Origin of the sequence: Tepidanaerobacter acetatoxydans Re1 (assembly GCF_000328765.2) — a bacterium.
In the GTDB taxonomy this organism is placed as follows: Bacteria; Bacillota; Thermosediminibacteria; order Thermosediminibacterales; family Tepidanaerobacteraceae; genus Tepidanaerobacter; species Tepidanaerobacter acetatoxydans.
The window spans coordinates 2,254,634-2,266,821 of the sequence record NC_019954.2 but is presented as its reverse complement, the minus strand read 5'-3'; the positions used below and the strand labels follow the sequence as shown (position 1 = coordinate 2,266,821).

Annotated in this window: 11 protein-coding genes, 2 tRNA genes, 1 pseudogene and 1 other annotated feature; of the genes and pseudogenes, 12 read left to right on the top strand and 2 right to left on the bottom strand. The window is 37.6% G+C overall.

Features of this window, described 5'->3' with window-relative positions:
• Positions 1 to 155 precede the first annotated feature (155 nt).
• The 3 genes from TEPIRE1_RS10795 (at position 156) to tuf (ending at position 1,655) form a co-directional block, all read left to right on the top strand.
• Positions 156 to 232, top strand: a tRNA-Met gene (locus TEPIRE1_RS10795).
• 3 nt (positions 233 to 235) lie between these two features.
• A tRNA-Thr gene (locus TEPIRE1_RS10790) sits at positions 236 to 311 on the top strand.
• Positions 312 to 449: 138 nt separating this feature from the next.
• Positions 450 to 1,655: an elongation factor Tu gene (tuf, locus tag TEPIRE1_RS10785; protein ID WP_013777320.1), complete on the top strand. Its 1,206-nt coding sequence runs from the start codon at positions 450 to 452 to the stop codon at positions 1,653 to 1,655.
• Positions 1,656 to 1,921: 266 nt separating this feature from the next.
• On the opposite strand, the gene TEPIRE1_RS10780 is transcribed toward tuf, so the two are convergent.
• Positions 1,922 to 3,640, bottom strand: a complete 1,719-nt coding sequence (locus TEPIRE1_RS10780) for an IS1634 family transposase (RefSeq protein ID WP_041591587.1) — start codon at positions 3,638 to 3,640, stop codon at positions 1,922 to 1,924.
• A 163-nt stretch (positions 3,641 to 3,803) separates the two neighbouring features.
• Between TEPIRE1_RS10780 and TEPIRE1_RS13530 the strand changes: the two are divergent.
• The 8 genes and pseudogenes from TEPIRE1_RS13530 to rplL all read left to right on the top strand — a co-directional run.
• A pseudogene (locus TEPIRE1_RS13530) lies at positions 3,804 to 3,986 on the top strand (EF-Tu C-terminal domain-related protein); the annotation flags it as partial.
• Between the two features lie 248 nt (positions 3,987 to 4,234).
• Positions 4,235 to 4,384 carry a 50S ribosomal protein L33 gene (gene rpmG / locus TEPIRE1_RS10775; protein WP_013779206.1) on the top strand — a complete coding sequence of 50 codons (150 nt, stop codon included), beginning with the start codon at positions 4,235 to 4,237 and terminating at the stop codon, positions 4,382 to 4,384.
• Between the two features lie 19 nt (positions 4,385 to 4,403).
• Entirely contained in the window at positions 4,404 to 4,610 is a 207-nt protein-coding gene (gene secE / locus TEPIRE1_RS10770) for a preprotein translocase subunit SecE (protein WP_013779205.1), read from the top strand.
• Positions 4,611 to 4,641: 31 nt separating this feature from the next.
• Positions 4,642 to 5,166 carry a transcription termination/antitermination protein NusG gene (gene nusG / locus TEPIRE1_RS10765; protein ID WP_013779204.1) on the top strand — a complete coding sequence of 175 codons (525 nt, stop codon included), beginning with the start codon at positions 4,642 to 4,644 and terminating at the stop codon, positions 5,164 to 5,166.
• Positions 5,167 to 5,194: 28 nt separating this feature from the next.
• Positions 5,195 to 5,617: a 50S ribosomal protein L11 gene (gene rplK / locus TEPIRE1_RS10760; RefSeq protein WP_013779203.1), complete on the top strand. Its 423-nt coding sequence runs from the start codon at positions 5,195 to 5,197 to the stop codon at positions 5,615 to 5,617.
• 54 nt (positions 5,618 to 5,671) lie between these two features.
• Positions 5,672 to 6,373, top strand: a complete 702-nt coding sequence (gene rplA / locus TEPIRE1_RS10755; RefSeq protein WP_013779202.1) for a 50S ribosomal protein L1 — start codon at positions 5,672 to 5,674, stop codon at positions 6,371 to 6,373.
• 46 nt (positions 6,374 to 6,419) lie between these two features.
• Positions 6,420 to 6,581, top strand: a sequence feature (ribosomal protein L10 leader region).
• Positions 6,582 to 6,624: 43 nt separating this feature from the next.
• Positions 6,625 to 7,143, top strand: coding sequence for a 50S ribosomal protein L10 (rplJ, locus tag TEPIRE1_RS10750; protein ID WP_013779201.1), 519 nt, complete (start codon positions 6,625 to 6,627; stop codon positions 7,141 to 7,143).
• Positions 7,144 to 7,225: 82 nt separating this feature from the next.
• Positions 7,226 to 7,603, top strand: coding sequence for a 50S ribosomal protein L7/L12 (gene rplL, locus TEPIRE1_RS10745; protein ID WP_013779200.1), 378 nt, complete (start codon positions 7,226 to 7,228; stop codon positions 7,601 to 7,603).
• Between the two features lie 155 nt (positions 7,604 to 7,758).
• Here rplL and TEPIRE1_RS10740 read toward each other — a convergent pair whose 3' ends face one another.
• Positions 7,759 to 8,205, bottom strand: a complete 447-nt coding sequence (locus TEPIRE1_RS10740) for an Hsp20/alpha crystallin family protein (RefSeq protein WP_013779199.1) — start codon at positions 8,203 to 8,205, stop codon at positions 7,759 to 7,761.
• Between the two features lie 248 nt (positions 8,206 to 8,453).
• On the opposite strand from TEPIRE1_RS10740, the gene TEPIRE1_RS10735 reads away from it, so the two are divergent.
• Positions 8,454 to 12,023: a glycoside hydrolase family 130 protein gene (locus TEPIRE1_RS10735; RefSeq protein WP_013779198.1), complete on the top strand. Its 3,570-nt coding sequence runs from the start codon at positions 8,454 to 8,456 to the stop codon at positions 12,021 to 12,023.
• The last annotated feature ends 165 nt before the right edge of the window (positions 12,024 to 12,188 follow it).

Here is a 12,188-nt window from a genome sequence, read left to right as displayed (position 1 = left end):
TATTAACAGAGGTAAAAGTGATTCATTTTAAGTTGCATTTAGCGGGGAGAAGCAGATGACAAATTTTAACCTTGACGAATAATGAAATTTATATTAGAATATAATACGTTACATCACCGGCAGGTGTTGTGGCTCTCAACGCAAAAAAAATTTGTCGCGGGGTGGAGCAGTCTGGTAGCTCGTCGGGCTCATAACCCGGAGGTCGTCGGTTCAAATCCGGCCCCCGCAACCAAAAGCCCACGTAGCTCAGCAGGCAGAGCGTCGCCTTGGTAAGGCGGAGGTCACCGGTTCAAGCCCGGTCGTGGGCTCCATTTTTGCATCAAATATATTTGAAAATTCACTTTAAACAGTTGCAATAATGCAGGTTTTTGTTTAAAATAAGTAGTAATGATGGACAAACTGTAATTTATTTTTATTATGTATATTTTTACATATTAAGGAGGATAAACATGGCAAAGCAGAAATATGAAAGGAAAAAACCCCATGTAAACATAGGGACAATAGGTCATGTAGACCATGGCAAGACAACCCTTACAGCAGCAATAACCAGAGTATTATCAGATGTGGGACTATCAAACTTTGTAGACTACGACAACATCGACAAAGCACCAGAAGAAAGAGAAAGAGGAATAACCATAGCCACATCCCACGTAGAATACGAAACAGAAAACCGGCACTATGCCCACGTAGACTGCCCCGGCCACGCCGACTATGTAAAAAACATGATAACCGGAGCAGCCCAGATGGACGGAGCAATACTAGTAGTATCAGCAGCAGACGGCCCAATGCCCCAGACAAGAGAACACATACTGCTTGCCCGTCAAGTAGGCGTACCCTACATTGTAGTATTCCTAAACAAAGCCGACATGGTAGACGACGAAGAACTAATAGAACTAGTCGAAATGGAAGTAAGAGAACTACTTACAGAATACGAATTTCCCGGAGACGACATACCAATAGTAACCGGCTCAGCCCTAAAAGCCCTAGAATGCGGCTGCGGCAAAAAAGACTGCAAATGGTGCGGCAAGATATGGGAACTCATGGAACAAGTAGACAACTACATCCCCACACCCGAACGTGACACAGACAAACCCTTCCTCATGCCAATAGAAGACGTATTTACAATAACCGGCAGAGGCACCGTAGTCACCGGTAGAGTAGAAAGAGGCACCGTAAAAATAGGCGACGAAGTAGAAATAGTAGGCATAGCAGAAGAAACCAGAAAAACCGTAGTAACCGGAGTAGAGATGTTCAGAAAACTCCTAGACTCCGCAGAAGCCGGAGACAACATAGGAGTATTACTCAGAGGCATAAACAGAGACCAAGTAGAAAGAGGAATGGTACTTGCCAAACCCGGCAGCATCAAACCCCACACCAAATTCAAAGGCCAGATATACGTCTTAAAGAAAGAAGAAGGCGGCAGACACACACCATTCTTCAACGGCTACCGGCCCCAGTTCTACTTCAGGACAACCGACGTAACAGGCTCCATAACCCTGCCTGAAGGCACAGAGATGGTAATGCCTGGTGATAACGTAGTCATGGATGTCGAACTTATAGCACCCATAGCTATTGAACCAGGGCTTAGGTTTGCTATTCGTGAAGGTGGCAGAACCGTAGGAGCCGGTGTAGTAACTGAGATAATTGAAAAATAGCGAAAAATAGGGGAATCGCGAGATTCCCCTTAGCTTTTTTATTTAAAAACCCGTAATATCAAGCGTTGTATTGATTATCATCTGTTAAAAATTCACATTATTTTTGAGAAGATCAAAAAAAGGTTTTAAAAGCTAAAAGCTATTTTATTGACAACGCACTTTAATTATCCTGACTTTTGCAGTAAAACAAGACAAAAAAAGCCCCTAACCACTTTGATACAAAGGATTTTGGGCTTTTTATTTTTGTCAAAAAGTTGTAGTGAAAATCACCTTTTTTTAACCCCACCTAAAATTTTTTTAATATCTCCGAGTTTCATATACTTTTTGCTAAAATCAATATCCAACTCATTACCGATATCTTTAAGAACATCATTGTAAAAGCCAAAAAGATAATAATTCTCCTTAATATTACAACAGGATGCCCTACTAAGGCTCTCAAGTATTTCTGTCACAGAATACTTCCACTTTAACCTGTACTCAAGTATCCTGATAATTACAAGTGATATAAAGCAAGTTAAAAAATGAGCATCAATATGTTCTTTCAGCGACAGATAAACTGGCCTGCTCTCAAAATCGCTTTTTGTGACCTTAAAAGATTCTTCAATCTTCCAAAGACCGCGGTACATCTCAATGATCTTCTCAGGCGACTCCTTGTATTCGCTAGTAACAATGGCATAATATCCGTCGAACTTTTCTTCTTCACGTAATTTTTCTTCATCAAAAGCCAAGTGTTGGTAAACACTTTCCAATATCTCACCGGTTTTAGCATCGAAGGTAAGGTTTTTTACATACTTAGCAGCACCGAAAGATGTTGATTTATTGTATTTTGCAGGATTCTTAATCAAATCCATTGCCTTAACCAGTGCTTGCGCACGCTCTTGTTTAGCTTTGGCTGCATACTTAGGGCTATAAAAAATCACCTGCTTTTCATCTACCGTCTTTTTTAACTTCTTTCCTCTCACCGAAGTCACCTTTATTTCTCTTGGATAAAGCCTAGATTTAATTTTAAAACCATCGCCTTTATGGATATATCCATCCTCATCAAGGACATAATCCTTAAATTCCCTATCGGCTGATCGAACAGAGTAGCTCAATATATATCCGTTTTTAGCAGAAAGGATATACCAAATATTATCCCCTGTGGTTATCCCTCTATCTGCAACAATAATAATTCTACCTAAAGAATATTCTCTTTGGATCTTACCCAATGCAGGAATCAACGTAGTTTTATCGGGAGCGTTCCCAGGAAAAAGCTTATACGTGATAGGTATACCATTTGTATCCATAAATAATCCCATCTGCACAATCGGATCCGGACGGTGTTCTTTCGAAACCCCCTTCTTCCTTAGCTCATCTTGCTTGTCTATTTCAAAATAATAATTTGTAACATCGTAATAAACCAAATCAGTATTGCGCCCATACTGGTCTTTAATGCGTTCATGTAACCAAAACTGAAGATCATCACTGTATTTATTAAAAAAAGAAAGGCATCGATAAATATCATCCAAAGAAAAGTCAAACTTCTCGAAGAACATATCCCTATTTTCAAAAGTCTTTTTCTTAGAACCAGGATACAACAAACGCGAGAATACCAGTAGTTTCATAATGGCATTGGCATCATATTTTTCTTTAGAATGTCGTTGCCTGTTTTTAAGGAATGTATCGATTTTAAGTTCATGATAAATTTTGCTCAAAGCTGCATAGCCAAAATTCTTCAGGCCATCGTAATTGGATTCCATAGATTCATCTAGAGAAATTTTAAGATTAACGGGTAGCCTTTCTTCATAATGCTTTTCATTCATTTTGCGGACTTCCTCAGTGAAAAAAGCAATAGGATCGTCATATTTCTTTTCAAGCTCATCCAGATATCCAATAGAGCGAACTGTAGCTGTACGAGATTGTTTAGTTTTCTTGTCATGATAGCTACTAACGATTGATAAATAGGTCCTTCCAGTCTTTTTATTTGTACTTTTTTTAAGATATATTTTAAAAACCCCCACCGTTTTAACAATTAGGCATCTCTTACAATTATACCATGCAACGCCATAAAACACCAGTATTATTTGACTAAAATTTAAAATAAAAATACCCGAAATCATTAGTAATGTCAATGGTTTCGGGCTATGCTAATTTGGAATTGGCTGCAAAACTAGGGTAACAGGCTCCATAACCCTGCCTGAAGGCACAGAGATGGTAATGCCTGGTGATAACGTAGTCATGGATGTCGAACTTATAGCACCCATAGCTATTGAACCAGGGCTTAGGTTTGCTATTCGTGAAGGTGGCAGAACCGTAGGAGCCGGTGTAGTAACTGAGATAATTGAAAAATAGCGAAAAATAGGGGAATCGCGAGATTCCCCTTAGCTTTTTTATTTAAAAACCCGTAATATCAAGCGTTGTATTGATTATCATCTGTTAAAAATTCACATTATTTTTGAGAAGATCAAAAAAAAGGTTTTAAAAGCTAAAAGCTATTTTATTGACAACGCACTTTAATTATGATAAATTTATTAAAGTGACAAAACAGCGAAAAATCCTTACACAAAACAATAGAAGCGAAACACTAGGAGGTGTACTCATTGAGGGTCAACATAGTTTTAGCATGTACAGAATGCAAAGAGAGGAATTATTTTACCCAAAAAAATAAAAAAAATGACCCCGATAGACTGGAGTTGAATAAATACTGCAGGCGCTGCGGAAAACATACACTGCACAAAGAAACCAAATAAAAGCTAGGAGGATTGTCTTATGGCAGCGGCTAAGGAGGGCATCATAAAAAGGACTGGAAAATTTTTCAGAGAAGTAAAGTCCGAGATGAGAAAAGTAACATGGCCGACTAAGAGTGATTTAACCACATATACTGTTGTGGTTTTTGTATCTGTTATAATTGTGAGTGGATTTATATGGATAGCTGATACTATTCTTTATAAATTAATATCATTAGTTCTCCGATAATTGAAGGAGGTTGGGCACGGCCCGGTGTAGTATGTCAAAAAATTGGTATGTTATTCATACTTATTCAGGTTATGAAAATAAAGTAAAAACTAACTTGGAAAAGCGCGTAGAATCTATGGGAATGCAAGATAAGATTTTCCGTGTTCTTGTTCCTGTGGAAGAAGAAGTTGAAATAAAAAATGGTAAACGAAAAGTTACCCAGCGCAAGATTTTTCCGGGTTATGTTTTGGTTGAGATGATAGTAACAGATGATTCTTGGTATGTGGTGCGAAACACACCGGGAGTTACCGGCTTTGTCGGAGCGGGCAGTAAACCCATTCCGCTTCAAGAATCTGAGACTAAGCTAATCTTAAAGCAGATGGGCATAGAAGAACCAAAACAGAAGTTTGATATTGATATAGATCAAAATGTTAAAGTTGCTTCAGGTCCATTTGAAAACTTTGTAGGGAAGGTCATAGAAATAAACCATGATAAGCAGAAGTTAAAGGTGTTAATTTCTATGTTCGGAAGAGAAACCCCTATAGAATTAGGTTTTGATCAAATAGAAAAAATATAATATAAGTAGTATAACAGGAGGTGCGCAAATGGCAAAAAAAGTTGTATCTGTAGTTAAACTTCAGATTCCTGCAGGTAAAGCAACGCCAGCTCCACCGGTAGGACCGGCTCTTGGCCCTACGGGGATAAATATAATGAACTTTTGCAAAGAGTTTAATGAAAAGACAGCACATCAAGCTGGGTTAATTATACCTGTGGAACTTTCAGTATATCAGGATAGATCTTTTACCTTTGTTTTAAAAACGCCGCCGGCCTCTGTATTATTAAAAAAGGCTGCAGGTATAGAGAAGGGCTCTGGAGAGCCAAATAGAAACAAAGTAGGAAAGGTCAGTAAAAAAGATGTTCAAGATATAGCTAAATTAAAGATGGTAGATCTTAATGCCGATAATATCGAAGCTGCCATGAAAATGGTAGAAGGTACAGCCCGCAGCATGGGCATTACGGTAGAATAAACAGATAGCAAGTGGGAGGATTTTCCGCTAATACCACAAGGAGGTTTATAATAAATGGCTAAACGTGGCAAAAAATATTTAGAAGCTTTAAAACTTGTAGATAGAACAAAATTGTATGATGTTCAAGAAGCTATAGAGCTTGTAGAAAAGACAGCCGTAAAAAATTTTGATGAAACTATAGAGGTGGCAGTTCGCCTTGGCGTTGATCCAAGACATGCGGACCAACAGGTAAGAGGAACCGTTACCCTTCCTCATGGCACAGGTAAGGATGTTAGGGTATTAGTTTTTGCCAAAGGTGACAAAATCAAGGAAGCTGAGGAAGCCGGAGCTGATTTTGCAGGTGCTGAGGATATGGTGGCTAAAGTTGAAGGTGGTTTTCTCGACTTTGACGTAGCCATTGCAACACCCGATATGATGGGCAGTGTAGGTAAGTTGGGAAGGATTTTAGGTCCTAAAGGTCTCATGCCGAATCCTAAGGCGGGCACAGTGACTTTTGACGTAGGTAAAGCTGTTAAAGAGGTTAAAGCCGGTAAGATTGAGTTTAGAGTTGATAAGACTAAAATTGTTCATGCTCCCATTGGCAAAAAATCTTTTGGTGTAGAAAAATTGACTGATAACTTTAAAACTTTTATGGAAGCCATAATTAAGGCAAAGCCGGCTTCAGCCAAAGGGCAGTATATTAAGAGTGTTACAATATCCAGCACTATGGGGCCTGGAATTAAAATAAATCCTCAAAAAATAATAGAGAAAAAATAATCATTATTAATTAGATTAATTAGGTTTATCTTTAAACTAAATATGATTATTGTTATATATTATGCTGCAGACCGTAGGTGCTATAAAGCTTAATTTCCTACCGAGGCAAAACTTTAGTAATGATTTCTATTTTTAAAAATCATTACCAAAAACCATGTGGTCAAAAAAGCCTTTCTGCAGAAACGGAAAGGCTTTTTTAAATAAGAAATTATATTTTATTACCAAATAAAATATATCTAGGAGGTGAAACAGTGGCAGTAAAAGAGGCAAAAGTTAAAGCTGTTGAAGAATTAAAAGATAAGTTTGATCGGTCAAGTGCCGTAATTCTTACTGACTATCGAGGCTTGAATGTTGCCGATATAACTGAGCTTCGGCGAAAACTTAAAGAACAGGGAATTGAGTATAAGGTTGCAAAAAATACTTTAACACGAATTGCTATTAAAGATTTTGATTATGATTTAGATGAGTTTTTAGAAGGTCCTACAGCCATGGCTTTTAGTTATGAAGATCCGGTGGCTCCGGCAAAAGTACTTACAGATTTTGCTAAAATCCATAAAGAGCTTGAGATTAAGGCAGGAGTTGTTGAAGGTAAGGTCGTAAGTAAAGATGTTATTAGTGAATTGGCCAAAATGCCTCCGAAGGAGCAGCTTTTGGCAAGTGCGGTTGGTGCAATTCAGTCGCCGCTGTATGGTATTGTAGGAGTAATGCAGGGTACCTTGCGCAACGTGGTCTATACTTTGCAGGCAATACAGGATAAAAAAGCCTCATAGCACACATCGTTTTGGTGCACAGGTTTTATTATGTAAAACAAATAAATTTAAATTTTTATATGAAAAAAAGGAGGAAATTTTAATGACAAAGGAAGAAATTATTTCTGCTATTGAAAATATGACAGTTTTAGAACTATCAGAACTTGTAAAAGATCTTCAGGAGAGATTTGGTGTAACCGCTGCCGCTCCGGTAGCTATGGCTGCTGCTCCTGCCGCAGGTGGAGCTGCTGAAGCCGCTGAGGCTGAACAGACTGAGTTTGATGTAGTTTTAACTGCTGCAGGTGACCAGAAGATTAAGGTTATAAAAGTTGTTAGAGAAATTACTGGCCTTGGCCTAAAAGAAGCTAAAGACCTAGTAGACGGTGCTCCTAAGGCAGTTAAAGAAAAAGTCAGTAAGGAAGAAGCCGAACAGATTAAGGAAAAACTCGCTGAAGTCGGTGCATCAGTAGAAATAAAATAAGTAAAAGTTAATTTGTTAAAACTCATAAGCCTCGGCAATACCTATCTGATAGGTATTGCCGAGGGCTTAATTGGTTTAATATATCTATATAAAAAATTAGCCCCACATCTTAGGGCCGCTGATGTGGGAGCGAAAAAGCAATGAGCAGCTCATTATTATTCAATCTCTATGGGGACTGACTTATCGGGTTTTTCTTTTTTAGGAACGGTTATATTTAAAACACCATTTTCAAGTTTTGCTACAACTCCTTCATCGCTTGCATCTGCTAAGAAGATGTTGCGCTGCATCGAAGTATGGCGTCTTTCTCTGTGAATGTAATTCTTACCTTCTTCTTCAACCTTTTCTTCTCTGTTTACGGAAATTTGCAATCTTCCTTCATCGATGGTTACATTAACTTCTTCTTTTTCAACACCGGGAAGCTCTGCTGCAATGTAGTAGTTCTTGTCATCTTCTAAGACATCAATTTTGAAAGTGTCGGCAGCAAGACTCCTTCTAAAAGGCCAACTATCAGTAAAAAAGTCGTCGAGCATGTTGTAAAAATCATCAAAAGTACTGCTCAGTAAATCAGGTGTTCTTCTGTTGAAGGGAACTAATCCTGCCATATGCACCAACTCCTTTACTGTGTAGTTTTTTTATCTGTTAGCACTCTCGGCCCTTGAGTGCTAACTTCAATTATTTATATACCATACTTTTCGTAATTTGTCAAGTATGTCTACAAAAAAATTTTTAGTTTTTTATTGTATATATATTCAAAACATTTTTTACGATAATATTTTAAAGTTTGCCTATTTTTTCCCTAAGTATGATATCATTATTAGTAAGCAAATAAAAGAAAGAGGTAGGTTCTGCTATGAATGTAAAGGAAGATACAACAAAGAGAGGAGATATGTTCTATGAAACGATTGATAAAGCACTATGCAGTGTTGAAAATCTTGGGTACATAGATTTAGTTATCGGGATTCCGTTTTATAATGAAAAGGAAAGCATAAAGCATGTTTTGAAAATAGTAGAGGAAGGGCTTAAGGCATTTCCTGATATAACAAAACTTATAGTATGTGTTGGGGCTCCTGAAGGCAAGGAAGCACTAGAAGTTATTAAAAATGTTGATATACAAGTGCCAAACATCTCATTTATAATGGATTCGGGCATAAATGGCAGAGGATTCAGTATAATGGCTATAATGGAGATTGCAAAAAGGCTTGAGGCAGATGCCATAATCTTAAAAGCTGACCTCGTGGCAGAAAATGAGCAAGGATTTAAGCCATCTTGGATAGAGGAACTGGTATACCCGCTTACAGAAGGTTATGATGCGGTTTTTGCAAGTTTTAAGAGACATTATTTTGAAAACACTACAGGAAACCTATTTGTAAAACCTATTCTTGAAACAATGTATGGGTATAGCTTAAATGATCCTTTGGCCGGCATATATGGAATTGCACATGACCTTTTGGAGGATTATTGCATGGAAGCAGCCCATTGGTATAGCTATATAGGGGGATATGGCATAGACCCTTGGCTGGTAACTCGGGCGATTGTATGGAATAAAAGAATTTGCGAAGTAAGCCTTGGAGCAACACTTGCTCCCCAATCCATGATTAAGGTCACTTATTTATTTAAAGAAATAGCAAGGTCGCTGTTTGAGTGTATTATAAATGATCAAGACCATTGGCTGACCCAACGCAATATTCTTGAGTACCCTTCCAGATTGCTGCTGTATTCACTAGAAAGCAAGGATACGCCGAAAGAAGTATTCTATAAGCTTACTGACTTTATACAGGCATTTAAATCAGGATATGAGAGATATGAAATAATATATAAAACAATATTGCCCGAAGAATCAGCCCGTTTGGCATATGAAATTTATAATCTTAATTATGAGAATTTTGAGTTTGATGAGCTGACATGGTCAAGATTTGTATATCAGTTTTTGCAGGCGTACTGCTTTGATAAAAAAGTATCAAAAGAAGATATTCTAGCTGCTTTAACAGTGATATATGAAGGGCGTATAGCAGGTTATACGAAACAGGTTAGAAAATTTAGAGATTGTTTTATGAATATCGAGGGCTTAGATGTAGATGAGCTTGTATATAAAAAAGCAGTTGATTTTCATATGGTTCAGATAGAAACATTATTAAGTTTAAAAGACGGTTTTATTGAAACATGGGTTAAAAAATCTACTGAAACAGAACCGCCTATAACTCCATTAGATTATATAGAATTTATTCCAGGCGTACCTGTAGTATTACCTAAACAGTTAAAAAATTTAAACGGCGAAATTGTATGGACAAATGGAATTTTTAACGAAATAAGAAAAAAATATTATCGTGATTTTAATAATTATATCTATGACAGCTTAAAAATACCTAAAACCTGTCTTTCATCAGATATAGTTGATGGTGTAAGTGCGTTTATGGCACGGCTAGAAGATGTTGTAGATAGATTGTTTCCCGGTGATTTATACTCTTGCCAAGGTGTTGTGGAAACCGTAAATAAAATAATCGAGCTCATACCCTGTGGCAAGGTTTTGGTAGTCAAGGCTGAGGTTTTAAAAAAATTACTTTATGAATTTGCACCGCTTAATCTTTTAATAAGTTTGGGATATGCGAATGTAACCGAGTTATTAAATGATATGAGTCCGCGAAAGGCATTGACTTTAGCGAGTATTGCAGAAGAAAGAGCATATATGGATAGAATAAATCTTTGGCTTGAAGATAACCTCAGGCCGGATAGCATGGAAAAAGTTGATATAGAAACAATTATAGTTAGTAAGGATACACTACCAAACTTGTCTGGGATGAAGAATATAAGCAGCTTAAATAAGATAACAGGTACAATTCTGATAAGCAGCTTAAGTAAAGGTATGGGAGGTAAATATCCTAAGCTCCTTTATTTTACACATATTATGAAGAACATAATTGAGGCTGAGCATTATGCATATATTTGGGAATCATATGCTAAAGAACGCAGGAATTTTGGAATTAAAGTAATTAATTCTATTGTAGGGCATCATGGAAGGGATATATTTTCAGCCCACAATATATTTGAAAATTGGCACCAAAGGGAACTTGTATCGAGGCTGAGAGAATTAGTGAAAAAACTTGAGCTACAGGGATTAAATGCGGAGGCTGAGGCTATTTCATTAATGGCAGAAGGATATGGTTTATCGCTTACCCTTGAAGACGGAACTTTCGTTCCGTGTTCGGCATGGAGCTGGGCCAGTTATAGTTTTAAAGGTGGGGAAGGTGTGCCGACTCCTCTTTCACTGCATGTGGAGAGAAACTGGTTTAATACTGAACTTTTAGAGGAGATATGCAGGCAGATGGGTTATAAACCCGGAGAAATAATGGAACGCGTATTTCAGCTCATGGGAGAGGGCAAGGAAAGCTATGACCTTGCAAATATTTTATTAAAAGTTAAACCATATAGTGATGCCGTGATAGTGCAAGATATAGAAAATTGGCCTCCAGCAGGAACACTTTTACGCTATGAGCATAATCCCATATTAAAGCCTATACCGGAACATCGGTGGGAATCAAAGTATGTGCTTAATGCAGCAACTATCCGGATAGAGGACAGGGTTTATATACTCTACAGGGCATTTGGCGATGATAATATTTCAAGGATTGGTATGGCTATATCAGATGGATATAATATATTGGAAAGATTGCCAGAGCCTATATTTTACCCCAAAACCGATGAGGAAAAGAAGGGCTGCGAAGACCCGCGTACGGTTATAATCGGTGATGAAATATATATGCTGTACACAGCTTATGATGGCGTTGTAGCACAAATAGCCGCAGCATCTATCGGTATTGAAGATTTTTTAAAAAGGGATTTTAGCAAATGGAAAAGACTAGGCCTTGCCTTTCCTAATGTATGGAATAAGGATGCCATACTTTTTCCCGAGAAAATTAACGGTCAATATGTCTTGTATCACAGGATAGAACCAAGTATATGGGCATCATACTCAAATGAGCTTAAGTTTCCATGGTCTAGGAACGGACATAAGATAATCATAGGTCCAAGAGCCGGTATGATGTGGGACTCTCTTAAGATTGGCGCAGGTTCACAACCAATAAAGACAGCCTATGGATGGCTGCTTATATATCACGGTGTTGATGACAATCTGGTATATAGGCTGGGTGTGATACTTGTTGATTTAAATGATCCCAGCAGATTGTTATATCGATCTCCAAATCCTATTCTATCGCCGCAAATGTCCTATGAAGTAGGCAATGATTCATCTACATGGGTACCCAATGTGGTATTTACATGTGGTGCGGTGCCGACTGAAGACAAAGATATATTAGAAGCAGATGACGAAATCTTGGTATATTATGGGGCTGCAGATACTTATTTATGTGTTGCATATGCAACAGTTAAAGACTTAATACCCGATGAAATAAGAAGGAAAATCTAAAAGAAGTAAAAAATAACGGGGCTGTTGCATAATGCGTGAAATCCCCGTATAAAATTCAAAGCCATGCATTAATGTAGCGATGAAACTACATTATGTGCATGGCTTTTATTTTTATTTATTAGGTTCGATAAAAAATATGATTTTACTGTGTAAAGTCAGTTTTGC

Coding starts and splice junctions, on each gene's coding strand:
- tuf (WP_013777320.1), top strand. CDS start 450: ATGGCAAAGCAGAAATATGAAAGGAAAAAACCCCATGTAAACATAGGG.
- secE (WP_013779205.1), top strand. CDS start 4,404: ATGGCAGCGGCTAAGGAGGGCATCATAAAAAGGACTGGAAAATTTTTC.
- nusG (WP_013779204.1), top strand. CDS start 4,642: ATGTCAAAAAATTGGTATGTTATTCATACTTATTCAGGTTATGAAAAT.
- rplK (WP_013779203.1), top strand. CDS start 5,195: ATGGCAAAAAAAGTTGTATCTGTAGTTAAACTTCAGATTCCTGCAGGT.
- rplA (WP_013779202.1), top strand. CDS start 5,672: ATGGCTAAACGTGGCAAAAAATATTTAGAAGCTTTAAAACTTGTAGAT.
- rplL (WP_013779200.1), top strand. CDS start 7,226: ATGACAAAGGAAGAAATTATTTCTGCTATTGAAAATATGACAGTTTTA.
- TEPIRE1_RS10740 (WP_013779199.1), bottom strand. CDS start 8,205: ATGGCAGGATTAGTTCCCTTCAACAGAAGAACACCTGATTTACTGAGC.
- TEPIRE1_RS10735 (WP_013779198.1), top strand. CDS start 8,454: ATGAATGTAAAGGAAGATACAACAAAGAGAGGAGATATGTTCTATGAA.